The following is a 25,500-nucleotide window of genomic DNA, read 5'->3' on the forward strand; positions in this document are numbered from 1 at the left end:
ATTAAATCATAATCTCCGCTTGTGATTTTTAACGATTATGCGTTGCTTCTGATGTGAATATCGCGTTGCGGAAAGGGAATTTCAATTCCGGCCTTATCCAAGGCCTCCTTACTATCGATAATCAGTTGTTCCTGCATGGTCCAAAAGTTTGCGTTTGAAGTGGAGACCCTCACGGAGAGATTGATCGCGCTGTCACCGAGCTCAGTCACCACCACCTGTGGAGCGGGTTCCTTAAAAGCGAATTCATTTTTCTGGGCAACATCAAGTAAAATTTCCTTGGCTTGTTTTAGGTCAGAATTATAGGCAACGCCGATATCAAACCAAGTACGTCTCGTACCGAGCTGGGTAAAATTGGTAATGCTACTGTTTGATAAAACTCCATTTGGAACAACCACTTGTTGATTTTGCGGCGTGGTCAATTTGGTATTGAAAATATCTATTTCATTAACGGTTCCAGATACATTCGCACTCGATGAAATATAATCACCTACACGAAAAGGCTTTAGCAACAAAATAAGAATCCCACCAGCAAAATTGGACAATGACCCCTGTAGCGCCAGACCGATGGCCAATCCGGCAGCACCGATAATCGCGACAAAAGCTGAAGTTTGTACCCCTAACTGGGTGACGACAACGATAAATAATAATATATTTAAGATCCAACTGATCAGATTGCTTAAAAATCGTCGCAGAGAAATATCCATCTGGCGCTTTTCAAAGCCTTTATCAATCATCCGCTTGATCAAACGGATGATCCACGAACCTATCAAATAAATGAGTAAAGCGGAAATTACGGCAGTGATAACACGAGGAGCCCAAGCAATCGCTGAGGAAATAAAGTTATCCCAATGTTGCTGGACATCGTTCAATTCTAAATTGTTCATAGCACTAAAAGTTATTAAAAATGTAAAGTAAGGGGCTCAATATAATCAAAGATTAATTATTCTTCAAACAACAGCTATTTTATTTACATTTTCAACAATCAAAGCGCATAATTGTTCACAACAATTATGAAATTAATAAGACTCCATTACCGTTAAACCAAGAGTATAGAGACAATAGATACATAAAAACGATCTTATCAATATAATCTATGTATTATTTAGAAAGCGACAGAAACCCACGATAGATCCGTTATTTGACAACAGCAAATTTAAGTTTCCGAGTACGGAGTTCTGGTCTAAAAAAACAAGATTGAAGCATATGCGGTAATGGCAAGCTACAGGCCCTTACCTTTAAATAAAATCATAAACACCATTCTTCCAGCCCAATATTTTGGAAGAATCTGCACCTAGCCAGTTTTTCAATAGCGTGGCATACACTTTTCTGAAATCCTCCGAATAAACCAGATCTCCTGCAAAGTTGAGTTGACCACGCAGCTGATCCTCCGAATGAACCATGGCTGTCAGAAAATTAAGGTTGATCTCAATATTCCGTTGTCGGTTTCGCTGCTGTATTTGTTTTTTCGCTACAGCATCCAATGTTGAAAGTGCGGCATAATCAGCGTCCCTGTCCGTACTGTTGAAACTTATTGGTTCGAAGTCGCGTGCCCTCGCATAGCTTTGCCAAACCTCGGCGGTCGACTGCCGTTCGAAAGTCGCGATCTTTTCAAGGCTAATTCCAAATCCGGCACGATTCGCCAAATGTTTATTTTTGATAAATTCAGAAACCATTTTATTCCCGTTTATTGCTAATTAACAACTTAAATTACAAATGTTTTTGAAGCCAGGCAGACATTTAACAAACCTTAAGGTAAATTAACAATACCCACCAGTTTGCGCTAAATTTCGACATTCTGGATCAGCCACAAGTTAGGACACCTAACTAAGTTTGTATTGACAATAAGGTCATCACTTAATGATTCAATTATCATGAAAAAATCAATTTTTTATCACGCCGGCTGTCCGGTTTGTGTCAGCGCAGAACAAGACATTATTGGCCTTATCGGCGAAGCGAATGTAGAAGTTGTCAATATTGGCGAAGACCGGGCACGTATCGGCGAAGCGGAAACAGCAGGGATCCAGTCAGTACCGGCGCTGGTCACACCCAATGGAAATGTTTTACATATCAACTTCGGCGCCTCCCTGGCAGATGTAAAGGGCTAGCTGCAAAGGCTGCAAGAGCACCACTACCTTGCAGCCTTTTTTCTTGTTTTCAATCTTAAAAAATTAAAAAAATGAAAGTAACAGTTTGGGATACCTATGTAAAAAAACAAAATGGCGATACGATGCATTTTGATATTATTGCTCCGGAGTACATCCGTGAGGAGGCCATTATCCATCAAATGGGGAAAGAATACCTGGCCACAAAACAACATGCAGGTTTGCTGTTAACAGCCAAGGAATGCCGCTTATGCCATCAGGAAATTGCCAGTGCGGAGATGCTGGAGAGCCTGCATACAAAAGGTTATTTTATTATCGAAATGGAAGGTTGTGATTAGCTCCTCCAAAACAGCAGTCAGCACTCCGACAACGATCGACCGTAAGATCGCATCTGCCCTGGAGAAAGTATCGCAGGTGCTGCGCACGCTTGCCTGGAAGAAGGCGACCGAACAGTCCATCAACCCGATACAGCTACAGATCCTTATTTTCCTGCTCCAGCGTCCGGAGCAGCAGGTTAGCGTAAGTCTACTTTCCGGCACGTTTAATATCTCCAAAGCCAGCATCAGCGACACCATTAAACTACTGGAACGTAAAATGCTGATTGAAAAAGTATACAATCCTTCGGACTCCAGAAAGTTTACGATCCAGCTACTTGCGAAAGGCCGTACGAGCGCATTGGAGGCCGCTCTTTTTGACAGGGCGCTGCTGTCGGGCATCGGAGAAATGGCTGATACAGATAAAGAAAATCTCTTTTCCACCCTTTCGCAGCTCCTGCACAAGCTATACTGTATCAATGTCATCAGTCATCAGCGAATGTGTCAGACCTGCCAGCATTACCGAAAGAAAGAAAACCTTCACTACTGTAATCTGCTGCAACAGTATATGGCTGTCGCAGCATTACAGATTGATTGTCCCGAACATCTGGCCCTAAATAGTAGACAAAGGCTTGAAACATAAAAAGCCCCTCCAAAAATAGAGGGGCCATGCAGCCTGTTAAAAGCACACCCTACTGTAACAGATACCACGCCTATTCTTTTGCTGGAATCTTCACCCCCAGCTTCAGGATATAATCCCTATTCTAAGCGATCACCATAGTCGCTCATACCCCTGTGCTCAAGCGATACCGCATCCAGGGGATTTACTCCACCGTAAACCAACGGTAGCTCTCAGCCGGTATGGTGATAGTCATTGTTGTTTTAGCCAGATGATCTAAAGACGCCGTTTTTACCGTCTTGTCATCAAAAGTTATTTTCGCACTTCCCTTTAATCCCGTGTAGTAAAGAGGGATCTCAATGGTCCTTGTGATGGCAGTTTTCAACGGATTAAACAGCATCCCCAATCCCTTGCTCCCTTTCTCAGCTGCATTCACATGCAAAAAGCCATCCCAATCGCGGCCATCTGCACGGCGCAAGTGGATCAGGTCGGCATTGAGGATCGTACGGTATTTTTTATACCATTGGATCACATCAATCACTGTCTGCTTGGTCTGCTCCGTATCATAGAGACGGGGACCGCGGTAGCAGGCCTGCACCCCAGCACCATAGTATTGCATCATCAGCTGCTTATAATCCTCCTGATGCTCATGCAGTGGTTCCAATACCGCCTCTTTTCCTCCTCCCTGATAAGCAGTTAAGGGTACAAATCCCCAGCCCATGGATGGGTTCTGTTCCCAAAGTGCATCAAAGATATTCTGCCTGTTGAGGATACGCTGATTTTCGCGAGGGAGTGAAAAGTTCACTTCCCGATACCCTATTCCCGTCTTGTTGGAACCGTCCAAAAAGTACCAGTCCGGAGAATTGATATATACGCCACGGGCATTCAGCCAATGATAGAGCTGCTTTTGCATATTAAATTGCACCCATTGGCTATCTTCGAGTCCATGATGACCAGGGTGGCTTGTTGAAGCACATTGATCCCCCGGAAAAGGGCCATCATTTTCCCAGATATCAAATCCTGTTTTCTCAAAAAATGTTTTGATCCGTTGGGCATAACCTATCCCCCAGTTTGAGCCAAAACAAGGTGCATTCCCGAAAAACGTTCCACCTGTCTTTCCCGTCTTCGGATTGATAATATCATCCGCTTCACTGATCTTGCGCGAACTAAATAAAGAGTAGGCTCCGATTTTTATGTTTTTGCTATGCGCATAATCTGCCAGCTTTTTCAAGGCCACAAGGTTTCCGGCTGTTGTATCCTCCATATTTACATGGCTACCAAAGCTTAGGATGAGTGCTTCGTACCCTGTGGCGGCGCACTGGTCAATGGCGGTGTAAACCTGCTCATCTTTTTTGCTCACCAGGTGCATAAAGATCGGATTAGCGGTAGTCCATGGCGCGATGGTCCGATACATCTTTCGGATGGCCAGTCCACGACGCTCCCGATCATAACTATCCATCAGCAGCTCCCAGGAGCGGATCGAGCTGAAGTTGTCCTTTGCGGCAAGTTTGATGCCTACACCCACCGTCGGGTACACCTCCATGATCGCGGGAGTTTTTAAGTCGTAGTTCACCTGTGAGGTATAAGTAGAATCCGCTTTCCAATGTAAAGACTGATCGCTCAAATGATACCGCATGGCATTATTGAAAGCAAAATTACTTTCGACGTAAAGGCCATGTTGTTTTTTCATGTCCTCCACCGAACCTACCACCGCACTTTCTTCTTCAACCAGCGCCAGCTTCTCGTTGATCACCTGATTGATCTGCACGGTCTGGTCGCCGCTGTTCTGAATGGTTACCCATTTACTGATCAGCGGGATTCCATCGTAGATGGCATAATGTACTTTCACTTCAATTCCGGGTAATGCGGCGGCGGCCGGAGCAGCATAGGTAAAAGTCAGGACCTTCCCTTTTCCGGCAGCCTTATGTGTAGACCACCACTTGTCCCCCTTCCAGGGCAACAGTGGATCCAGTTCACTGATCTCATATTTGACATAACTAAAATCTTCAGGTTTTGCCGTAAATGTAGGCATCCATTCCGGTCGCAGGTAAGCGCGTTCCTTCTGCCCATCCACCCCACCGACATTATACCACTTGCCGTTGAGCTGCAGCTGAGCTTCAGGCTCTACGGCACGAATCAACTGTTGTCCTGTAGTTAAGTTGGTAAAATCATAGCAGAAGGCATTCGGCTTGATCCAAAAAGAGCGGCGCACGAGCCCGTTGTCCAAGACGATATTCTGGCCATCGACCGCAATGCGGGATTGGTAAGGTGCAGCACCACTGATCAGCCAGTCCTGCGGCTTATTCTCCTTTTTCTGTGCGAATCCATTTTCCGCGGCTATTAACGCTAATGCAACTAAAAGTAACTTCAATCTCATGTTCTGTATAAATTAGGAAAGTAATCGTCGTTTCAATGTTGCCCTGCTGGTGTTGGAGCAGGGCACTCGTATGTTATTGGGTTTATAATCCTGCCAATGGATCAAATATACCATTTCCCCAACCCTTTGTCTGCTGCAATTTTGCATTGCCCTGCATGGTCGCTGTAGATAAGGGTAGAAAATACATATTCTGGTTATAGATCATCGGTGAAAAATCACGTTCGGTCAGGGTATACGTATACCCTCCCGGCGCTCCTGCCTGCTGATGCAATACCAAAGCGAAACGTTTCTGTTGGCCTACCATGATCTGATCCATGGCTTTCCATCTACGGAGATCCCAGAGGCGTTTCTGTTCAAAGGCAAATTCAATATAACGCTCATCCCGTACTGCCTGCCGCATTTCTGTCTGTCCCATAGCAGGGTTCAGTCCATAAAGCTTACCCGCCAGTTCGGGATCCCCGGCCGTCGTTTCGGTGATGCCCGCCCGTTTGCGAATGGTTTTCAGCACATCAAAAGCTTCAGCCAGACGGCCTGTCTCCAGGGCCGCTTCAGCCATATTCATCAGCACTTCGGCATAGCGCATTTCGATAAAATCCGTTCCCGAGATCTGAGAATTGGTGATATCCAAAGATTCATCGATCGCCTTACGCGAATAGTAACCTGTCAGTGAACCATTTTGCTTACCATAAGCGTAGCCATTTTGTGCATTATCATAGAGCGCCATGGTCGTCCCCAGGTAACTGGCACCATTGTACACAATGGTGGTGTAAAAGCGGTCATCCCGATTTTGCCAGCTCAGCGATGCATTACCGTTAAATTGTGGGCTATTCCACTGTACTTTCTTGCCGCTTTTGAGCGGAAAGGCATCCACGAGTTTCTGTATTGGATGGCAGCCGCCCGTTGCATTGGCCGTAAAATCAATGGGGCGAACCGCAGCATCCCGGTTTTGGCTTCGTCCAGGTTGCAAGTAGCGGATGGCAAAGACCACCTCTTTGTTCATCTCGGCCAGGAATAAACTTGTGTTGTCATATTTGTCTACCAAACCATAGCCATTGGCATTTAAAAACGTTAGTGCCTCCTGATTGGCCTTGTAAGCTGTCTCCCAGGTCGATGCTGTATTATTGGGGTTAAACTGTGGGCTGGCGCGAAACAGCAGCACACGACCTTTCATCGCCACTGCCGCAGCCTTGGTAACCCGTCCCAGATCATCTGCGGATGTATATTTTGCAGGAAGCTCATCAGCCGCCAGATTTAGTTCATTGACGATAAAATCAAAACATTCCTTTGTGCTGTTACGCTCCACGAGCAAATCCTCGGTACGCTCCTGTGGTGTTAAGATCAACGGTACACCACCATAACGTTTTACCATCTCAAAATAGGTATATGCCCGGATAAAGCGTACCTGCCCTTTCAGCACCTGACGTGTTTCTGGGGCAATGGTACTCTGAGGCCCATCAATTTCCTTCAGGAAAATATTCATTTTCCGGATATCACTATAGGGCCAATATCCAGGTCCACCATTATCAATAGTCGTTGTTCCGTCGATCCAGCTTGTTTTTCTGGACGCTTCATCCGTAGCGTCTGCAAGACCGACATCCCAACCGGGCAGTGTCATGTATATATTGTTGACAAAGGCAGTCGCCAATTTGGGATCCGACCAGACCACAGGTTCACTGATCGCCGATAGATCGTTCTTGTCCAATACCTTGCTGCACGAACTCATCACGAGTACCCCAGCGGCTAATAAACTATATAATGTGTTAAAATTTTTCATTGCTCAAAAAGATTAATTGATCATTGGGGTTAAAATTTGAAGGATAAACCAGCCGTAACACTCTTCATAATCGGATACTGGTATACGCCATAGTCACCCGCTATTGCCTCCGGATCGGCCACCTTGATGCTGTCAAATGTCAGCAGATTGGTTCCCGACACATACACCCGCAATCCACCAATCCCCAGGCGTTTGATCAATGAGTCACTGAGCGTATAGCCAATCTCCAGATTTTTCAAACGCATGTAGTTGCCGTTCATCAACCAGAATGACGAAGCGTCCCTGCTGGCGCCAAGACTACTGGCACCGATTCCACCTACCCGAGGATATTTTCCATTCGGCGTCTCCGGCGACCAGCTATCCGTGAAAATACGGAGTACAGCTTGTTCGTCCCATAGGTCCGCTCGATTAGGAAACATAATTTCGCGGTTGGCCACGCCTTGGAAAAATGCATTTAAATCAAGTCCTTTCCATTTTCCACCCAAGGTAAATCCGTAGATGATTTCCGGATTGATGCTTTTTTTACTTAAGACCACATTATCCGCACCAGTAATATTACCGTCACCATTTTGATCCTTGAGCATTACATCGCCTAGGCTATAAGCAAATCCATTATAGGTAGGTAGCCCTGCAAGGTCAGCGGCTGTACGAGCGATCCCTTCCGATTGGTAGCCCGTAATGAAATCGATCGGTCTTCCCACACGCTGTTGATAGTCAAATGCTCCGGCCAGGACATCCCATTTTTCCACTTTGTTACGTGCAAAACTGAAGTTTCCACCCACAAAATAACTCAGGTCTTTATTGATCTGCCGATCGTGGCGCAGCGAAAGCTCGATCCCATAGTTGTTCACAATACCATAATTTTCTCTTGGCAACAGGGCGCCAAAGGTATTTGGTGTTGACGCTAGCCGTTGGCCAAGGATATCATACGTGTGTTTTTGAAAATATTCCAGGGCACCACTAAGTCCACCTTTTAAAAAACTAAAGTCAACTCCGGCATTGGTAATACGGGTCTTCTCCCAGGTAATATCGTAATTCGGTAAGGCACCAGGCATAATTCCCGCTGTGGCGCCGCCAAATACAGCACCTGGTGTGATTGAATAACGATTGATATAACCATATTCAGCCACATTGTCGCCACCATCATTCCCCAGAAGTCCATGGGAAATACGGAGTTTGAGATTGTCCACAAAACTCCATCTATCTTTAACAAAAGATTCCTCTGACAACACCCAACCTACTGCAACAGAAGGAAAAAAACCCCAGCGTCCTTCGGGTGCAAATTTTAATGAAGCATCGTACCTGAAATTGGCTTCCAGGAGATAGCGATTGTCATAGCCGTACGTAAAACGGCCTACGTAGCCCAGCCGACCAGTTTCGGTTTCACTACCCGTCGCATCTTTATTTTCTGCGGCGGCATCACCAATAAAGAGCTGTTCGATCGAGGTCGACAGCATTTTATTGCGGAATCCGTAGAGATAAGCGGTATTGCCCTCGCTCTGTTCATACAGGAAAAGTCCGGTCACCGCGTGCTTACCAAAGATGCGGTTATAATCCAACGAGAGATTCAGGGTATAGGAATTATTCTGATTAAAGGATGCATAGGCACTGTTTTCCCAGTCCCCCAGCTGCAAAGTCCGGATCACCTTATCTGTCGTGATGTGATTGTGTCCACCTGTTGTTTCAAATTCAGCCACATTATATTTCTTCCGGACGGTCTTATTATAATCATAGTATTTCCGGTAGTTCATCGTCGCATTGGCTTTCAGTCCTTCAATACCCGGTATTTTATAATCCAGACGCAAAAGCCCATTGAAGGTATTGCGGTTCCATTTGCTAAAACCTGCATTATCAATCAATGCAATTGGATTCCATTGCTGGTAGGCCCGCACATAGTTATCCCCGATTTTCCAGGGCATCATCGGCGGTTTGTTGAGTAGGCCACGATAGAGGTCAAACATTCGGTCATCATCACCACCATCGTAAGGCCAATAAGGTCTTGAGCGCCCTTGCAGGGAGGCATCCAGGTTGAGCGAAACACTCAGCCTTTCGGAGATCTTTGCATCGACATTCGACCTCAGGTTATAGCGGTTATAGTCCAGGTTGTTGAACGCCCCGTCCTGATAATAATAGCCAATGGATGAGAAATAACGAATATTTTCGCTCCCGCCATTCACCGTCAGGTCATGCTTGGTATAAACGGGATCATGCCAGGCACCTTTAAACCAGTCGTAATTGGTCTGATTGTCCTTAAAATATTGGATTTCATCATCCGTATAATAACTTGGATCCGTCAGAGGGAGATTATTGAATTTGGCTACCCTATTTCTATAGATCGAATGTTCATAGGCGTTCATTCTTTCGGGCACACGGGTATAGGTATCTTTTCCCACAAAAGAGGAATAGGTGATGACGGGCGCCTGCGTACTGCCGCGTTTGGTGGTGACCAAGACGACACCATTTGCCGCCCGGGCCCCATATACGGCTGCCGATGTGGCGTCCTTCAGAATGGAAATCGTTTCGATCTCTTCCGTGCTCAGCGCCTGAAAATCATTGAGCGTACGCGGGATACCGTCGATGACATACAGCGGAGCGGTACCATTGGTCGTGCTTTTACCGCGGATGACAATGTCCGAACCCGAACCGGGGCCGCCACTGCGCTGGCTGGCAAATACCCCATTCACACGCCCAGCAAGGGCATTGGTGATATTGGATGTTGGGAAGGTATTCAAATCCTTGCCTGACACGCTGGAAATGGAGCCTGTGATATTTCGCTTCTTTTGATTGCCATAACCGACGACAACCACCTCATCCAGACCGACGTTAGAAGATGATAATACGATTTTTAGTTCACCTAGATTTTCTAGAATAAGTTCCTGCCGGTCGTAGCCCACCGAGCTAAAGACCAAGCGGTCACCAATTGCAGCTTTTTCTAATGTGAAACTACCATCTTCGGCCGTCTTGGTGCTAGTTGCCTTGCCCAATACAGCGACGCTGACACCGCTGATCGCTTCCCCTTTGTCGTTTCTTACGGTCCCCTTGATCCCCTGCTGTTGTGCAGTGATGTTATTTGTGGCAGATTCCATCGCATTTAAATTTGTCGTACGACGTTCGCGGGGCGCAATGGAGTACAGCTCATTATTTAGTTTGGTGACTGTGGCATCCGGCATCAGTTCTTGCAAAAATTGGATCAGCTCCCCTTTTGACTTTGGCGCTTCAGATCCATTGGCCGAAATCTCTTTAAGCAAATCCGGGCTGTAGCTAAATTTTACGTTGAATTTTCGCTCAATTTTGTTCAGCAACTGGATGATAGATTTTGACGTTTCCACACGTTGCATGGCGACTCCTTCACGCCAGGTACTCCCCCAGGCCAGGGCAGCAGGAGACATTGCCAGTGCCGTAAGGACAAATGTCGGCCCAGCAATTCCTTTCAGAATTTTACTCATAATAATTAGTTTAATTGGTTGGGTTCAATAATATATTTGCCGTCGATGAGCTCCACGGTACAATTCAATGATTTACTTAAGGTATTCAACGCCAGGTTCAGGTCATTCCGCGGTATATAGCCCGTAAATGTCATCCGCGATAAATTGGTATCTGCGATTTCAATGGAGCAGGAATATTGACGTCCTATTTTCCGCACCACGTCTTTCAGCAGATCGTTATCAAAGGCCAGCAAGTTATTTTTCCAGGCATTATAGAAGACCGTATCGACCGATTTTTTTTCCATGCGCTGCTCCAAAGTACTGAAAAGAGCCCTCTCCCCTGGTTGCAGCCGCAGCTGCTGATCCGCAGCATTCACTTCGACACTACCTTTATTGAGCACCACATATGCTTTATCTTTCCAGGCGCTCACATTAAATTCGGTACCCAATACCTTGACATTCATGCCAGCAAGGGTATGCACGATAAAAGGCTTTTTCTTGTCATGGGCGACACTGAAGTAGCCATCCCCTTTGATCCAGACCTCCCGGATGGAATCTATGCCGAAATGGTTGGATACCTCAAGCTCGGAACCCTTGTCCAGCGTAACTGCTGTCCCATCCGGAAGCTGATAGATTTTCTTTTCATCTGCTGCACGATAGACCGTTTTAATACTTTTGGGGATCTGCTGTACCGTAAAGAGATAATATATTCCTGATAGCATCAGCAATGAGGCAGCCACCGCCCACCACCTTCCGGGCCTGAAACGTGGATCTGCAACTGGCTGAGCTGGAATTTCCGTCGCGACAATCGCTGCAAAAATACGGCCCGAAGCATCCGCTGTCAGTACATCTTTTTTGGAAATAAATGGGGCAATCTGGTCATATTCAGGAAAGGCATCCCTATACTGTTCCTCTTTAAGGACTGATAGCAATACATCTATTTCAGCCTGGGTACACTGCCCATGGATAAACTTGATATAAAGCGCGGTTACTTCTTGGTTGGTCATCATATTTACTCGGTTATCTAGAGCTAATACAACCAAGTCAGCTAGAGGGACGATCCTCTTTTTTTATTTTTTTTGAATATAATGATAAAACACTAACAATAAGCTTGTTAAATTTGCATTTACCTCCAGGTAATGGCGAATAAACTTAAGTGATTTCACCATTTGGTCCTTGACGGTATTTTTGGAGATATGCAGTTGTTCCGCAATTTCCTCATGGCTCAAATTCTCTTCGCGGCTCAGTCTAAAGATGCGCTGACGCTGGCTAGGCAGCTTCTCTACCGCCTGATCGTAGATCCCTTTCAGTTCTTTATAATGGACGAGTTCTTCGACCGCATTGCTTTCGATGGAATAGTTGTAGAAAACATCGTTCAAATAAGTCTGCTGAACCACAAAAGACTTCAATTTGTTGTAAATGGTATGTTTGGCAATGGTGAAGATATAAGACTTGATATTTTTATCGCTATCGATTGACTCCCAGTTGAGCCAAAGTTTCATAAAAACATCCTGCACCAATTCTTCGGATAGTTCCCGCGACCTAAAAAAACGTAAGGCATAACCAAACACATCATCTTTGTATTGGTCAAAAAGAGCCTTAAAAGCATGTTCTTTACTTAGGTGATCGGTACTACCCATTGTTTATAAAACAGTTCTGTCGGCGAAATATAGGAGATTTAATCAAATTGCAAAAAATTAAAAGCCATGCAATCGATTGTTTAAAATTTTATCAGACATGGGGTATACAGCACATCTGTAGAAGGTAATGCACATCTTTCACAACATTTGCATTGCAATCGGCAAGGTTTAATATTTTCGGAACTCGAAATTTTTATTAAATTTAAACTATTATTAGCTATTTTTTTAATGACTCGTCGCCCCCTTGATTTTTACCCCCGTATTTTTTTGAAATTAAAGTGAAGAAAATAATGAAAGTTTTAATAATGGTCGTAATTGCTTTTGTTTTTATACAATGCACAAACAGACAAAATGAAAAATCGGAAAATTTTGATTGGCTATTGGGAAAATGGCAACGTACCAATGAAGCGGCCGGTAAAAGAACGTTTGAGAATTGGGAGAAAATTAACGATTCAACGTATGCTGGTTTTGCTTTTACCCTGCAAAAAGACGACACCATCAATCAAGAAAAAATGAATATCATAAAGACCGACGATAACTGGAAATTACGTGTAAAAACACCAGATGAAAAGGATTTTATTTTATTTGAAATGAGTACTATAAACCTTGGTCAATTTGAATGCAAAAATGACTCTCTACCATTTCCGAATAGGATAAAATATTGGCGAGATGGCGAGCAATTAAAAGCAACGGTATCAGGAGATAGCCTGCAAATTCCATTCGAATTTAAGAAGCTTTAAACAATTTCGATGAAAAATATATTCCTGATCATTACCTTACTGGTCATCAACGTTCAGCTCAAAGCACAATCGACGCTGCAACTAAAAAAACAATTACAAGAAATTATAGCTCAGAAAAATGCGACAGTCGGAATTTCAATAAAAGGCATAGCAGATAAAGATACCTTAAGCATCAATGGGAGTTTGAAAATGCCGATGATGAGTGTCTTCAAATTTCATATTGCACTTGCTGCACTTCATCAAGTGGACAAGGGCAAATTAAGGCTCAACCAAAAATTTTTTATCAAAAAAGATGAACTGCTTGAAGATACATGGAGCCCCATGCGGGATGATTATCCCAATGGAAATATTTACCTGACCCTGGATCAACTCTTACGCTATACGGTATCCCACAGTGATAATAACGGCTGCGACATCTTATTAAATCTGCTTGGCGGTCCAGAAAAAGTGCAGGATTTCATCCGCCAACAAGGCTTTAAAGATATCACCATCAAGGTCAATGAACAGCAAATGAGGACCTGGGATAATCTGTACCTCAATACCACCACACCAATAGCGACCACACTGCTTCTGGAAAAATTCTATCACGGTAAAATACTAAAAAAGGAAACCAGCAGCTATCTCTATCAGATCATGGTCGAAACATCCAGAGGAACAACCTGGATGAAAGCCGGCCTTCCGCAAGGGACAGAACTCGCACACAGAACTGGAATATCGAATACAAACGAGCAAAATCTCAGAGCTGCCATGAATGATATCGGTATTGTGAAATTGCCCAATGGTCATCATTTTACGCTTTCGATATACCTAATGAATATTACAGAAAAGAGAGAAGACAGTGAAAAATTAATTGCCGACATCACTGAAGCGACCTGGAAATACTTTACAGGTAATTAGCCGCTGTCTTATTATGCCTCTAAATGAGCTAGCACTGCCCCTTACTACCCAATAACGGTATTGAATGGTCTTTGATTCAGTGGAAAAACGATCATACAATTTTTGTTTACTCGCGTTTCCCCGAAATATAAGCATACATCGCGGTGGCATGGCCATGACCTAATTCGAAATCCTCTTTTAGCCAATTAACGATTTGGGTTGCTTTAATTCCTTTTTTTAATTTTCCCTCCTCAGTAAACCCTTTTTCAATCGCTAACTTTTCAAAATCAGCGCGGGACTTTCCCGTCTTTTCTTCAATGTTTTTAATATAGGTTTGAAATGACATAAGATTTTATTTTTTATTAATTTATATTTTAAGTTCCATATTTTTCGAAATTTCTTTCAACTACTTCATGAATTCGTTCAATCTGTTTATGATCAGATCCCAGTCATTATCATGAAGTTCATGTCCCGTACCGTTTAATTTCAAAAGTTCTGAATTTTTAATCTCCGCTAATAGTTTGTCCGTATGGCCAAAATGCCATATTTTATCTTCAGAACCATGAATTATCAATGTTGGTGATTTGATCTCATTTAACCGGTCATAGTAGACCTCCCCTCCTTGTAGCAAGGCATGGTTAAACATACTCCGGTAATTTATGGATCGATGAAAATCTGCCCGAATTCTTTCTTCTTCTTTCGCATAGTTTACTGGTTTTTGGCCCGCCATCAGATGCGCACTTTCTAGCATATACTTTACTGTGGCATTTTCATCGTCCCAATTTACATCTGTTGCTTTGACCTGAAAGTCAATAATCTGCTTATCCATTTCAGGAACTTTAGGATCAGGTGTACCCCATGGTCCAGTAGACATTAAAACGAGTGAACCAACCCTTTCAGGATACTTGATCGCTACAATTTGGCCGATCAAACCACCTAAAGAAATTCCCATAATATTCGCTTGTCCTATATGATATCCATCCAAAATATGAATGGCATCATCAGCAAGATCTTCCATACTGTAGGAGATAGAACCAGGCTTTCCTGTCGTCGATTTTCCGACGTCTCTGTTGTCGTATCGAATGACAAAAAAACCTTTTTGGGATAATTTTTCGCAGAACTCCTGGTCCCAATATAATAACGAAACAGTGGCCCCGGCTATTAATAAAATCGCTGGATTTTCCGGTTGTCCAAAATGTTCTGTGTAAATGGAAATTCCATTCTTGATAATTATTTTTTCAGCATGTGATTTCATACAACTATTTATTAAAATGAAAATGGGTAAAAAATTCCGATTCTTTTCATTCCCAAAAGTACCATCAGTCTAAAAACTAAAATTGTATAAATTCGACATCTATTCTTTTACAAATAATGACAGGTCCTCAGAAAAATAGGCTACTGGCTTTTTACCGGTAAACGCTCTAAATTCTCTAATCATATGTGACTGGTCGAAATACCCTGCCTGCAATGCGACTTCGGTCAATGATAAATCCTGATTAATGGCATTCTCAATACTTTTTTCAAAACGGACAATTCTTGAAAAATTTTTAGGAGAAAAGCCTGTCAATAGCTTAAAGTTACGTTCAAATTGCCGCTGAGATAGAAATTGCTGCTGGAGAACTTCTGTCATTTTCGTACTACCCTTATGAAAAACAATATGCTGTATTGCAGGAATGATATCAGCTAGCCTGGGTGAAAATTTATTTATCCTTTGTTCTAGGTATTTGGTCACCACAGCAACTCTTTCTTGTGTATTTACACAGTTCAAAACCTTTTCCTCTAAAAAAACGCCCTCCTTCCCCAATAATTCAGCTATTTCAATATTTTGATTCGTGATTTCAGATGTAGGAAGGTCAAAGAGAAATGGTATAGCATAAGGTTGAAAATAGATTCCAAAGACACCTACTTTTTGCTCGGCAGACAGCTGGCAAAAGGTATCTGTTTGCGACTGAAAACCACTATTGAACAAATTGATTGCTTCATGATTTTTGGAAATTTTCATTCCCGGAATATATTGAAAGGCTAATTTCGGATATATCGATGCTACAGATGAATGCTGGTACGAAGATGTTGCATCAACATCGGCTTCAAAATTCCAGAAAAAACAAACCAAGTGCTTGATACTTTCCTTGGGATATACTTTCTCGTAGTTCATCTTATCGTATTTAGAATTGAGAATTTACAAAAATTAATTACTGAAAACAAAAGGAATAGCGCAAAAGGTAGCTTTCTCCTCAACATGTGAGAGATCAGCGCCATTATTCTAATTTAGGCTATAGCTTATTTGGACTAGCGCTGGAACGGGCGGTGAAAACAGACTACGGCCGCTACATAAAATCAGCGATTTTGAATTCAATAGTTTTGATGAATATATTTCTAATTTGGTATTGCCCGCATTTGCCGAAAGTCCATTACCGGACTTGCAACAATATGCCGGAACCTATCCACTGGGGGGTGGCAAAGCATCATTCCGAATATACCAAAAGGAGGGCAAATTATATACGATTTATCTAACAGACATCTTTGCGGATACCGCCTTAAAGTTCTCAGAAAATACCGCTCTGATCCTGGAAGATCAGACCGGTATTTCCGTCCGCTTCGAATTTATGCGCGATAGGAAAAGAAAAGTGTCCCTGTTAAATTTAAATCAATTGATGTGGAAAAAAGATTGATTTGCAGATACCCTTAACCAATAGGTTCGGCATGCACCCAATATTGAAAAATATCGTCAAATTCACGCTTCTGGTACAACAAGGCAATATTGGATTTCTTTGTTTTCCAGATTTTCAGCACTTTATCTTTGGCTACGGATGATTTAAAGAGTTGCTTAAACTGTTGGTTTAAAACCGCTTCGTCACCTTCAAAAGCTGCTTTGCCATACAACTGCGTGATATAGGCTGAAAGCGCCGCCTGTTCTTTATCAGCCAGCCCAGGATTCGGTTTCATATAGTCTGTGGAATCAAAACTGACTCTTAGACCCGAGAATAGTACATCATCCTTTTTCTCAGTCAGAATATGAAATTCATAGCCCAAGGTGCCATTGCTTGTATAGCCAGTATTTTGACCTAAATTTTTAACCTGGTCCCAACTGACATTCAAAAAATCAGCTGAGGCTGAAATATTGACATTCATCGAATCCCTTACCAGCCTATTATTGTCCTTATACCCCGATAAAAAGATTTTATAGGTACCCGGAAGGTAGAAATGATGTCCCCATTCCGTAGTGAAAGAATAACCACCTGCCTGTTGACGCAAAAGATTAAACTTTTGGGAGCTCCCCTCCACTTGCCAGATCAGCGAATCCAAGTTGCTATATATCAGGGGTACCACCATCGATTCATTGGGTCCTTTATACGTGCTGTCCTTTAAGGTGAAGAGCACCATATCATAAATGCCCGCCTTTTTAGTATCAGCAATAAGATGCAATGGCAGTGGTTTTACGGTCTCTTCTTTGGGTTCTTTATCCTTATCATCTTGATCCAATTGTTCGTATTTATCTGAACAACTAAAGACAAGTAAAGTCGAAAAAGCAAAAACACTTAAATATTTTAACATAGAAATATAAATTATACAGCAATTAACTGGACCATAAGATCAGCAAACCTACAAAATATTTCATTAATTAAACAACACTACAACTTACTTTTAACATCTTAAAACAACTTCGATTTTTTAATAAATAAATAAAACTTAATTAGATCAATCTGCTAAAGCTGTAGTGAAAACGGATTTTCATGTTTTTTTTGGAAGAGGATATATTTTACACTTATTCTCAAGGATATATCAAATAAAAATAAATGCCAATAAAAATATCTGATTTTTCTTAGTAGATAAAGAAATAATAGTTACTTTTGAATTTAACTTATTAATAATTTATGAATAGAAAAATATTTGCTAAAGCGTCATGTCTAACTCTTTCTTTGTTAGCAACAATTACTTCCTGTCAAAAGAATAATGACATGTCTGTCGACACGGGAATTCTAAATGGAAATATTAAAACAAAATCTTCAAATCAAACATTAAATTCATCCACAGGATGTAACGCTTTTGCTCCAAATTTTAGTACAGGTTCATGTGGATGGCCTTCGAATTGGTTTAATAACTATGTAATCAAAAAAAAGTTACCCACAGTTACATTGGACACAGTATATTATCGAAGATCTATTATAAGACCTGAGGCCAAAATAAATTTCCCAATCGGCATTACTAGCCCTAACAATAGATACACGCTAATTGGACAACCAGATGGGAATCTTTATATCCATGATAACTCAACAAATAAAGTTTTATGGGACGCGGGTTCATATAAGTATGGAAATCAGTATCCTTATCAAATGAGATTCCAAGAGGATGGAAATTTAGTGATATATGCAAATAAAACTGGTTTATTTGATCATGCGGTCTGGGCTACAGACAATCTTTATGTCCCAAGCACAGATTACTTCTACAGTACAATAAGGTATAATTCCATGTACATTTTACAAGACGACGGGAATTTAGTACTATATAGAGATATTAACGGAGGCGGACTTGTTCCTGAAACTGTAATACGTCTACAACCAGTTGCGCATACAGGAACATGGGATGGAAGAAAATCCGCTCATTGGAGAGAGATCAAGTAGTTATACTGCCACCTAATTATTGATAAAAGCCTAGACCAAAATCCAGGCTTTTATTAATTTGGTTTTCCGATAGATCCCGAGACATCTAATTTAGTCAAGTTCGTCAAATAAATATTTCGACTTCTCTAATTGCTGGGATAACCCGTTTTACTTTCTTTAGATTATGATTTGATCATCGCCAACGCAAACTGAAATTGCGATAAATAATATACATTAAGTTAATAGATTTTTTCGATATACCAAGAAAAGTTTGTGTGATTCAAAAAGGACTATCGCTTACGCGCTCTCTGTTGCCGATAAAAACGCTGCATTAAATCCTCTGATTGCAATAAGATTCAGAATAGCGGCCTCATCACGTTTTAAGGTGCGCACCGTAATTGTACATAGTTTATCCTGTAAATCTGCCGAAATATATTTTAGATCAGCAATATGCCGACTGAGATAGGTGATTAGATCTGCACGTTTGGCCAGCACCTGGGCCGAAACAGCGAAGGTTAGTAAGTAGTATTTCATTTTTCCCTGTATTTTTTGTCCATGACGAAATCCTTAGCGACAAGCCGATTGTCCCGATCAGCTTAAGCTATCTCCCGTTATATAGCGTAACAAATATAAAAATTTTTGACCATTAAACAACAATAGTCAAAAGTAAAGAATAAAAAAAATAAGAGCCCTACAGTGCTACAACAGACCAAATGAATATTAATAATTTATTAATATTCGTAAAACGCAGAGGTATAATTGCCTATCTATATTTGGTCTTTGCTTAATTATCATGGCTAATTATGAATTTACAGCGCTTACAGATCAGGAACTGCTCGATTTGGTCCAATCGCAAGACAACAAAGCTGCTTTTTCTGAACTCTATAACCGCTATTGGGAGACCTTGATCAATCTCGCCGGGAAAAGGACGCTCTCCCTTGCTATGGCAGAGGAAATCGTTCAGGATGTTTTCGTCAATTTTTATTTACGGCGGAAGGAAATCCAAGTCAGCCATTCCCTTTCGGCTTACTTAAAAACAGCGATTAAATTTCAGGTCTTTAAAACCTATCGGGCACAAAAGATCCAGGATAAATATATCGAAACAGTAGCTTACAGTGGCTATACGGCTCCTATTCAACCTGACAATATCCTAGAGGCGAAACAAATCCATGCCGAGATTTTTCAGATCACCGAAAAAATGCCGGCCACCTGCAAAGAGGTTTTTCTATTGAGTCGTTTCGAAAAACGTTCCAATCAGGATATTGCCGACCAATTGAATATTTCCGTGGCCATGGTCCGTAAGCACATCACCAAATCCATGAATATCATGCGCAACGAAATCAAAGAACATCAAATGGATATTTTCTATCTGGTACTGCTACTATACACGCATAAAAATTAAGTAAAATCATTTTTTTTGAAATTCCTGTTCCCGCTTTTAAATACTTAGGGTACTAGTTAGTATAAAGCAAAGGAAATGGACGATCAAAATCAACAGATACTCGATATACTCGCTAAATATGAAGCAGGAACCATCACCGAAGATGAGTTGCAGCAGCTTGAAGATTGGTATGCTTCCTTTGAAGCCAATCCAGATCTTATCGAAAGTTTAAGCCCCGAAGAACGCCTAGTCAGAAAAAAACAACTTCAGGAAAAGATCTTCGATCAGCTTGGGCCCGAGACATCCTCAGTAGCAGAATTGTCCAAAAAGCGATTTTTCCTAAATCCGGGCAATAGGCTATGGCAAGCCGCCGCATCCTTAGTTCTCATCTGTGCAGTCTCATTTTATATCTTCCAGAAGCAGGCCGACAAGCCCAGCAGCGCAGAAGAACTAAGCAGCAACATCAATCCCGCGACGGATCAAGCCACCTTAACACTCGGTAATGGTGAAAAGATCCTATTGGATAACTCCAAAAATGGAGAACTCAGCGCCGAAGGCAACATTCACATCAACAAACTGAAACCTGGCAATCTGGTTTACACAGCCAGCAAAAAAGTCAGCAAGGTGCATATCAATACACTTTCTACCCCACGGGGTGGCAGATACCAGTTGACCTTAGCCGATGGCACCCAAGTCTGGTTGAATGCACAATCCTCGATCACCTACCCTTCCGCCTTCCAGGGGACTTCACGGGAAGTGACGATCACAGGCGAAGTGTACTTTGAGGTGGCGCACAACGCTGCCATGCCTTTCCGCGTGAAGTCTGAAAATCAACTGATCGAAGTGCTAGGCACACACTTTAACGTCAATACCTACAACGCCAAATCTAGTGCTAAAACAACCCTCTTAAGCGGTTCCATCGCCTTGACCAATAGCCATCAGCGCATTATCCTCAAGCCTGGTGAACAAGGTATTGTAGCCGCACATTCGATGTCCGTAAAAAATGTGGACCCAGTAGAAGCAATCGCATGGAAAGAGGGCTATTTTGACTTTACGGATGCCGATATCGGCAGCGTTATCGACGAACTGGGCCGTTGGTATAATGTGGACATCCGCTATAATGGTACCGCAACAAAGGAAACCTTTACGGGAAGAATACCGCGGTCCTGGCCTTTTGAAAAAGTATTAAATCTATTAAAAACGTTTAAAAGCATTCAGGTAGAGATGCAAGGAAGGAGGCTTATTGTAGAAAAAAAATAACACACAACCTGATGCCCAATTCCAAAAAAAGCCAATAGTGGTCCTAACACTACTGGCCTATAGCCGGAATAGGCAAATGAATTTCTCGATCCGATTTAACACATATTTCAGCTTAACAAATGTATAAAAAAAATACAAAAATACGATTGAAAATGAAGCTAACCACCTTCATGACACTTTTTGGCATGCTACAGATCAGCTTTGGGGCGATAGGACAAAACATCAGTCTCTCCGAGAAGAACAGCTCCCTGGCCAAAGTATTCAAAAAAATAAGTACGCAGACAGGTTATGGTTTTTTAGTCGAAGGCAGCCTTCTTAAAATGTCCAGACCGGTCACAATAGAAACGCGCAACACCGATATAAATCGTGTACTGACAGAAATTTTCAGAAACCAACCGCTGACCTTTGTGCTGAAGGATCAATCCGTGATCGTTTCGGCAAAAAAAACAGCAGTTATCCCCCTTTCACTATCCCACAGCGCAGACAAAATCGGGACCCAACAACAGGGAAATATCAGCGGAAGGATTACAAACGAAAATGGTGAAGCACTCGCAGATGCAAGTATCACTGTGCTCCAAACCAGCCAGTCTTTAAAAAGTAAAGCCGATGGAAGCTATACGTTGAATATTCTGGCCGGAACCTATACCATTGAAGTCAGTTACATTTCCCATCAGACAAAAAGGATCACTGACATCGTTGTCCATGCCGGGAAGCAGACCAACCTAAGCATCGTTTTAAAAGATGTGATCAAAAGCTTGGAGCAGGTCGTTGTCACAGGAAGTTATAAACAGGAAAGTATTGCTTCTCTATATACCAAGCAAAAAAATGCAGCGACGATCTCCAACGGTATCAGTCGCGAGCAGATAGCTGTTTTACCGGACAAAAACGTTGGTGAGACTTTAAAACGTATCGCTGGTGTCAGTACCAATGACAACCGCCGTGTTGTGATCCGGGGTATTGCCGAACGGTATAACCTGGCCATGATGGATGGCGCCACCCTCCCGAGTACCGACGTGCAGGTACGGGACTTCGAATTTGATATTGTACCGAGCAACCTGATCGACAATGTCGTTATCCACAAGACTTCATCGCCAGATCTGAGCTTTGGTTTTGGTGGTGGACTGGTCCAGATCAATACCCTGGCCATTCCAGTCAAAAACTTCACCTCCTTTTCACTGGGAAGCAAATATATCAATGGGTCAACGGGAAAAGATTTCCTGGGCTACGGCCGTGGCGGCTGGGACTACCTGGCATTTGACGATGGCACACGGGGCAATTTCCCAAGGGATTTAACCGTGTTCAACGGTATCAATTATGATCCCGCCAACCCTTATAAACCCGTGCCTGAAGGCGTGACACCTTTTACACCGGAAATGATCGCTGCACAGAACAAACGTATCGGCGGATTAGAACGTTTGGGTACACGAAAATATACGGCGCTACCCGGACAAAACTATCAGTTCAGCCTGGGACGGAGTTACAATACGATGAAGGGCATCTTTGGATTTGTCGGTTCGATCAGCTATCGAAATGAACAGTCTATTGATAATATCTCCAATTTTGAACGCGGCAATTGGCAGAAAGTCGAGGGGACAACCTACGATATCAGCACTGGAAAAGAAATCCATCCGACGACCTCGATGCAGTACAACTTTAATTCGAGCTTAAGCGGATTGATCAACCTGGGCTGGAACAGCAAAAACCACAAAATAACCTCCCGCAACTTTTATTCCCGCATGTTCAACAATCAATTTTCCGTGATCCAGGGCTGGGGAAATGATATCGGCTACGATTCGAGACCTGCCATTCGAGAATATGACCGCCCCAAATTTATCAATATGCTCCAGAATAGGTTGGACGGGGAGCATCGCTTCGGCGATTTTAAGCTGGAATGGAATGTCGCCCGCAATCGCCTGAACAACCTCGAGAAAGATGCCACCGAAGCCTGGCTCGCCCCGATCGGCCTCCTAAATGATACCATTTACAATATTACTCCTTCGCACTATGCCAATGCCGGGGACGGGACATTTACACGCTCCGAATACCATTATACGGAGACCAATAAAATTGCGGAGGGTGCAGTGAGCTATCAGACCAACTGGTTGGGGCAAAAGCAGATCCTGAAAGCCGGCTATCAGTTTATGGATCGACATGGCCTTTTTGAATGGGTCTCGCTGCCGATCGTTTCGGTCGGTGCCAACACCCTCTCCCCTGTAAATACCTGGTCGAAATACCTGGAGCTTAAAGATCCTTTGCATGGGATGTTCTATTATCCCGCGGCGTTCTCCATCAGCGCCTATGAAGGGAAAAATAGCAACCAAGCGGTCTATGGCATGCTAGACAATCGGTTCAATTCCTGGATTCGACTGACATGGGGCTTACGTGCCGAATACTTCAAATATAAAAGTTTGCAAAACGGCGATAATGACCTGCAAATGGATGCACGCACCATTGCCATGCAGAAACAACGCTTTGTGGATCCAGCGACCGGAAAATTGGTGGGCATGACGGCAGATCCCGAAACCGAAGAAAAAACCTGGCGCTACCTCCCATCGGCGAGCCTGACATTGACGCCATTACAGGATTTCAATATCCGGATGGCCTATTCGCAGTCGGTTGTCCGTCCCGCATTGATTGAAAACTCCAGGATGGTGCGTCAGGATCCGGCACTGGGCGGCGCTTACCGTCGGAATGAAGGCGTCCTGTCTACCGTAATTAACCACTATGATATGCGTTTGGAATGGTATCCTTCGATTGCGGAAGTCATTTCAATCGGATTTTTCTATAAATATTTCCAGAACCCGATCGAGTTGTACCAGCAGATGATGGATTCCTCACACCGCATCTATGTAACGACCAATAACTCGGAATGGGCCAAAATAAAGGGACTGGAATTTGATATCCGCAAAAACTTAGGATTTATACTTCCGGGCTCCCTGCTGGAGAATTTTAATTTCAGCGGAAACGTCACACTTCAACGCTCAGAAGTACAATCAGCCGAATTCAGGACCAAGGGCATCGGCACCGATAAATATGGAAATACCTTTGAATACCGCGAAAAACAATTCCTAAAAAGTAAACGTCCCCTCTATGGACAGATCCCTGTCGTCTATAATGCGGCATTACAGTACGCCGGAGACCGCTTAGGTGCCAACGTGGCCTTCAACCATATGGGGTATAAAACCTTTATGACCGCCATGAGCGAAGAGCTGATCGAATACGAACGCCCCCGCAATCAGCTCGATGCACAGCTGAGCTACAAATTACTGAAAAACAAGAATCTGGATCTCAAACTCAACCTGAGCAATCTGCTGAACAGTCCATTCCGTTTTTATGTAAACAGAACCGAAACGTTCAAAGTGCAAGATCGATGGAAAGGCTTGTCAAACTCCGAGTGGCCGACACAAGAGTGGGATGAGATCTACGAATGGAAGTTTGGCTTTTCCCAAAAATATGAGGAAGGTTACTACGAGACCTCTGCAGATGGAACCAAAAAGACACGTGTAGGCGACAAAGAAACCTTCAACCGGAAAGTAGGCAGTTCCTTTAGCCTATCCATTGGATATACATTTTAAATCACTATTATGACACCAAAAATAATCTTAACAGCCACGGCGATCTCCTTTTTTCTGTTCTTCAGCCTATTGTCATGCAATAAAGGCGGGGACGACCTTTTGTATCATTCCAATATACATCTGATCAATTTAAGTGGTTATAATAACAGCAATGAGGAACTTATTCTTCAATTGGATACCTTTCCCCCTACAGTGACGCCAGCGTTTAGCAAAATCGCTTTTGGAGCCAAGTATAATTTCAATGATCCAAACAAACAGCACTTAAAATTTATCATGAAATCCAAAGTGACCGATAAAATTCTGCTGGAACGGGAAATCAAAGCTACCGATACAGCTGCTGAGACAAATCTCAATCTGATCTATATGAACGGAAAGGTAGGCGATTTTCCGGTGATTCCGGCGCCGGTAGAGGGCAAGGTTCAATTAATCTATATGTTCCAGTCCAATATGTTAAATTACCGCGAACCGGTGGATATCGTATTTAAGAAATACTATTTTATTCCCAAAGTGTTTGAAGAGGTCATCCGCATCAAAAATTTAAAACCCAATGAGTTCTCACAGCCCATCTCTTTTGCCCCCTTTCCCTTAGGCGTACAGGAATATAATGGGCAGAAAACGCCCGTATTGTTTCGGGCCCATATTTATAAAGCCGGGACAGATATACCGTATACAGCGGGGACCTCCTTTCAATTCGACCCGCTTATCTCTGTTGCGCCGGTCCCCTCACCCACAAAGGCCGCTTCCAAGTTATTCATCATCAACGAAGCTCCGGTCAATAATATGATACAGTTTAATAAGGTTTTAGAATTATAATTT

At 42.9% G+C, this 25,500-nt stretch carries 23 protein-coding genes; 11 read left to right on the forward strand and 12 right to left on the reverse strand.

The features are described from left to right. Positions 1-35 precede the first annotated feature (35 nt). The gene (locus ABFX33_RS17345) at positions 36-884 is read right to left on the reverse strand and encodes a mechanosensitive ion channel family protein (protein WP_120257234.1); all 849 of its coding nucleotides are present in this window, start codon (positions 882-884) and stop codon (positions 36-38) included. Positions 885-1,235: 351 nt separating this feature from the next. After that, entirely contained in the window at positions 1,236-1,673 is a 438-nt protein-coding gene (locus ABFX33_RS17350; protein WP_346087039.1) for a hypothetical protein, read from the reverse strand. Between the two features lie 198 nt (positions 1,674-1,871). Here ABFX33_RS17350 and ABFX33_RS17355 point away from each other — a divergent pair, with 198 nt between their 5' ends. From ABFX33_RS17355 to ABFX33_RS17365, 3 genes are all read left to right on the forward strand, one after another. After that, the gene (locus ABFX33_RS17355; protein WP_120257231.1) at positions 1,872-2,105 is read left to right on the forward strand and encodes a thioredoxin family protein; all 234 of its coding nucleotides are present in this window, start codon (positions 1,872-1,874) and stop codon (positions 2,103-2,105) included. A 71-nt stretch (positions 2,106-2,176) separates the two neighbouring features. Beyond that, complete coding sequence (locus ABFX33_RS17360) at positions 2,177-2,440, forward strand: DUF2024 family protein (RefSeq protein WP_346087042.1); 264 nt, start codon at positions 2,177-2,179, stop codon at positions 2,438-2,440. Then, positions 2,433-3,059, forward strand: coding sequence for a MarR family winged helix-turn-helix transcriptional regulator (locus ABFX33_RS17365; RefSeq protein ID WP_346087044.1), 627 nt, complete (start codon positions 2,433-2,435; stop codon positions 3,057-3,059). Before ABFX33_RS17360 ends, ABFX33_RS17365 begins: the two co-directional genes overlap by 8 nt. 181 nt (positions 3,060-3,240) lie before the next feature. Here ABFX33_RS17365 and ABFX33_RS17370 read toward each other — a convergent pair whose 3' ends face one another. From ABFX33_RS17370 to ABFX33_RS17390, 5 genes are all read right to left on the reverse strand, one after another. Then, positions 3,241-5,412 (reverse strand): alpha-amylase family protein, encoded by a 2,172-nt coding sequence (locus ABFX33_RS17370; RefSeq protein WP_346087046.1) that lies wholly within the window; start codon positions 5,410-5,412, stop codon positions 3,241-3,243. A gap of 82 nt (positions 5,413-5,494) precedes the next feature. Then, positions 5,495-7,186, reverse strand: coding sequence for a RagB/SusD family nutrient uptake outer membrane protein (locus ABFX33_RS17375; RefSeq protein WP_346087048.1), 1,692 nt, complete (start codon positions 7,184-7,186; stop codon positions 5,495-5,497). A 29-nt stretch (positions 7,187-7,215) separates the two neighbouring features. Then, entirely contained in the window at positions 7,216-10,632 is a 3,417-nt protein-coding gene (locus tag ABFX33_RS17380) for a SusC/RagA family TonB-linked outer membrane protein (protein ID WP_346087050.1), read from the reverse strand. Between the two features lie 5 nt (positions 10,633-10,637). Then, a complete protein-coding gene (locus ABFX33_RS17385) occupies positions 10,638-11,621 on the reverse strand; it encodes a FecR family protein (protein ID WP_346087052.1) in 984 nt (327 codons plus the stop codon). Between the two features lie 60 nt (positions 11,622-11,681). Next, a complete protein-coding gene (locus ABFX33_RS17390; protein ID WP_346087054.1) occupies positions 11,682-12,251 on the reverse strand; it encodes an RNA polymerase sigma-70 factor in 570 nt (189 codons plus the stop codon). Positions 12,252-12,541: 290 nt separating this feature from the next. Between ABFX33_RS17390 and ABFX33_RS17395 the strand changes: the two genes are divergently transcribed. Together ABFX33_RS17395 and bla are read left to right on the forward strand one after the other, a co-directional pair. After that, the gene (locus tag ABFX33_RS17395) at positions 12,542-12,991 is read left to right on the forward strand and encodes a DUF6265 family protein (RefSeq protein WP_346087056.1); all 450 of its coding nucleotides are present in this window, start codon (positions 12,542-12,544) and stop codon (positions 12,989-12,991) included. 9 nt (positions 12,992-13,000) lie between these two features. Beyond that, on the forward strand, positions 13,001-13,888 hold the full coding sequence (gene bla, locus ABFX33_RS17400; protein WP_346087058.1) for a class A beta-lactamase, subclass A2: 888 nt from the start codon (positions 13,001-13,003) through the stop codon (positions 13,886-13,888). A gap of 106 nt (positions 13,889-13,994) precedes the next feature. Here the strand turns inward: bla and ABFX33_RS17405 are convergent, their stop codons facing one another. The 3 genes from ABFX33_RS17405 to ABFX33_RS17415 form a co-directional block, all read right to left on the reverse strand. Then, positions 13,995-14,213, reverse strand: coding sequence for a DUF4287 domain-containing protein (locus ABFX33_RS17405; protein WP_346087060.1), 219 nt, complete (start codon positions 14,211-14,213; stop codon positions 13,995-13,997). 60 nt (positions 14,214-14,273) lie between these two features. Then, on the reverse strand, positions 14,274-15,122 hold the full coding sequence (gene estT, locus ABFX33_RS17410; RefSeq protein WP_346087062.1) for a macrolide hydrolase EstT: 849 nt from the start codon (positions 15,120-15,122) through the stop codon (positions 14,274-14,276). A 99-nt stretch (positions 15,123-15,221) separates the two neighbouring features. Beyond that, the gene (locus ABFX33_RS17415) at positions 15,222-16,022 is read right to left on the reverse strand and encodes a helix-turn-helix domain-containing protein (RefSeq protein WP_346087064.1); all 801 of its coding nucleotides are present in this window, start codon (positions 16,020-16,022) and stop codon (positions 15,222-15,224) included. 226 nt (positions 16,023-16,248) lie between these two features. Between ABFX33_RS17415 and ABFX33_RS17420 the strand changes: the two genes are divergently transcribed. Further along, complete coding sequence (locus ABFX33_RS17420) at positions 16,249-16,539, forward strand: hypothetical protein (protein ID WP_346087066.1); 291 nt, start codon at positions 16,249-16,251, stop codon at positions 16,537-16,539. A gap of 13 nt (positions 16,540-16,552) precedes the next feature. Here the strand turns inward: ABFX33_RS17420 and ABFX33_RS17425 are convergent, their stop codons facing one another. Continuing rightward, a complete protein-coding gene (locus tag ABFX33_RS17425) occupies positions 16,553-17,422 on the reverse strand; it encodes a hypothetical protein (protein ID WP_346087068.1) in 870 nt (289 codons plus the stop codon). Between the two features lie 320 nt (positions 17,423-17,742). Between ABFX33_RS17425 and ABFX33_RS17430 the strand changes: the two genes are divergently transcribed. Then, positions 17,743-18,489 (forward strand): hypothetical protein, encoded by a 747-nt coding sequence (locus ABFX33_RS17430; protein WP_346087070.1) that lies wholly within the window; start codon positions 17,743-17,745, stop codon positions 18,487-18,489. 276 nt (positions 18,490-18,765) lie between these two features. Here ABFX33_RS17430 and ABFX33_RS17435 read toward each other — a convergent pair whose 3' ends face one another. Next, a complete protein-coding gene (locus ABFX33_RS17435; RefSeq protein ID WP_120257209.1) occupies positions 18,766-19,002 on the reverse strand; it encodes a hypothetical protein in 237 nt (78 codons plus the stop codon). A 259-nt stretch (positions 19,003-19,261) separates the two neighbouring features. Here ABFX33_RS17435 and ABFX33_RS17440 point away from each other — a divergent pair, with 259 nt between their 5' ends. The 4 genes from ABFX33_RS17440 to ABFX33_RS17455 all read left to right on the forward strand — a co-directional run bounded on the left by ABFX33_RS17440 (position 19,262) and on the right by ABFX33_RS17455 (position 25,497). Continuing rightward, entirely contained in the window at positions 19,262-19,870 is a 609-nt protein-coding gene (locus tag ABFX33_RS17440; RefSeq protein WP_346087072.1) for an RNA polymerase sigma factor, read from the forward strand. Between the two features lie 75 nt (positions 19,871-19,945). Continuing rightward, on the forward strand, positions 19,946-21,109 hold the full coding sequence (locus tag ABFX33_RS17445) for a FecR family protein (RefSeq protein ID WP_346087074.1): 1,164 nt from the start codon (positions 19,946-19,948) through the stop codon (positions 21,107-21,109). Between the two features lie 152 nt (positions 21,110-21,261). Then, on the forward strand, positions 21,262-24,684 hold the full coding sequence (locus tag ABFX33_RS17450; RefSeq protein ID WP_346087076.1) for a TonB-dependent receptor: 3,423 nt from the start codon (positions 21,262-21,264) through the stop codon (positions 24,682-24,684). A gap of 9 nt (positions 24,685-24,693) precedes the next feature. Continuing rightward, complete coding sequence (locus ABFX33_RS17455; protein ID WP_346087078.1) at positions 24,694-25,497, forward strand: hypothetical protein; 804 nt, start codon at positions 24,694-24,696, stop codon at positions 25,495-25,497. The last annotated feature ends 3 nt before the right edge of the window (positions 25,498-25,500 follow it).

It is taken from the genome of Sphingobacterium ginsenosidimutans (genome assembly GCF_039536865.1).
Classification (GTDB): domain Bacteria; phylum Bacteroidota; class Bacteroidia; order Sphingobacteriales; family Sphingobacteriaceae; genus Sphingobacterium; species Sphingobacterium detergens.

Coding starts and splice junctions, on each gene's coding strand:
- estT (WP_346087062.1), bottom strand. CDS start 15,122: ATGAAATCACATGCTGAAAAAATAATTATCAAGAATGGAATTTCCATT.
- ABFX33_RS17415 (WP_346087064.1), bottom strand. CDS start 16,022: ATGAACTACGAGAAAGTATATCCCAAGGAAAGTATCAAGCACTTGGTT.
- ABFX33_RS17430 (WP_346087070.1), top strand. CDS start 17,743: ATGAATAGAAAAATATTTGCTAAAGCGTCATGTCTAACTCTTTCTTTG.
- ABFX33_RS17345 (WP_120257234.1), bottom strand. CDS start 884: ATGAACAATTTAGAATTGAACGATGTCCAGCAACATTGGGATAACTTT.
- ABFX33_RS17390 (WP_346087054.1), bottom strand. CDS start 12,251: ATGGGTAGTACCGATCACCTAAGTAAAGAACATGCTTTTAAGGCTCTT.
- ABFX33_RS17440 (WP_346087072.1), top strand. CDS start 19,262: ATGGCTAATTATGAATTTACAGCGCTTACAGATCAGGAACTGCTCGAT.
- ABFX33_RS17450 (WP_346087076.1), top strand. CDS start 21,262: ATGAAGCTAACCACCTTCATGACACTTTTTGGCATGCTACAGATCAGC.
- ABFX33_RS17355 (WP_120257231.1), top strand. CDS start 1,872: ATGAAAAAATCAATTTTTTATCACGCCGGCTGTCCGGTTTGTGTCAGC.
- ABFX33_RS17405 (WP_346087060.1), bottom strand. CDS start 14,213: ATGTCATTTCAAACCTATATTAAAAACATTGAAGAAAAGACGGGAAAG.
- ABFX33_RS17380 (WP_346087050.1), bottom strand. CDS start 10,632: ATGAGTAAAATTCTGAAAGGAATTGCTGGGCCGACATTTGTCCTTACG.
- ABFX33_RS17425 (WP_346087068.1), bottom strand. CDS start 17,422: ATGTTAAAATATTTAAGTGTTTTTGCTTTTTCGACTTTACTTGTCTTT.
- bla (WP_346087058.1), top strand. CDS start 13,001: ATGAAAAATATATTCCTGATCATTACCTTACTGGTCATCAACGTTCAG.
- ABFX33_RS17455 (WP_346087078.1), top strand. CDS start 24,694: ATGACACCAAAAATAATCTTAACAGCCACGGCGATCTCCTTTTTTCTG.
- ABFX33_RS17370 (WP_346087046.1), bottom strand. CDS start 5,412: ATGAGATTGAAGTTACTTTTAGTTGCATTAGCGTTAATAGCCGCGGAA.
- ABFX33_RS17395 (WP_346087056.1), top strand. CDS start 12,542: ATGAAAGTTTTAATAATGGTCGTAATTGCTTTTGTTTTTATACAATGC.
- ABFX33_RS17350 (WP_346087039.1), bottom strand. CDS start 1,673: ATGGTTTCTGAATTTATCAAAAATAAACATTTGGCGAATCGTGCCGGA.
- ABFX33_RS17375 (WP_346087048.1), bottom strand. CDS start 7,186: ATGAAAAATTTTAACACATTATATAGTTTATTAGCCGCTGGGGTACTC.
- ABFX33_RS17445 (WP_346087074.1), top strand. CDS start 19,946: ATGGACGATCAAAATCAACAGATACTCGATATACTCGCTAAATATGAA.
- ABFX33_RS17435 (WP_120257209.1), bottom strand. CDS start 19,002: ATGAAATACTACTTACTAACCTTCGCTGTTTCGGCCCAGGTGCTGGCC.
- ABFX33_RS17385 (WP_346087052.1), bottom strand. CDS start 11,621: ATGATGACCAACCAAGAAGTAACCGCGCTTTATATCAAGTTTATCCAT.
- ABFX33_RS17360 (WP_346087042.1), top strand. CDS start 2,177: ATGAAAGTAACAGTTTGGGATACCTATGTAAAAAAACAAAATGGCGAT.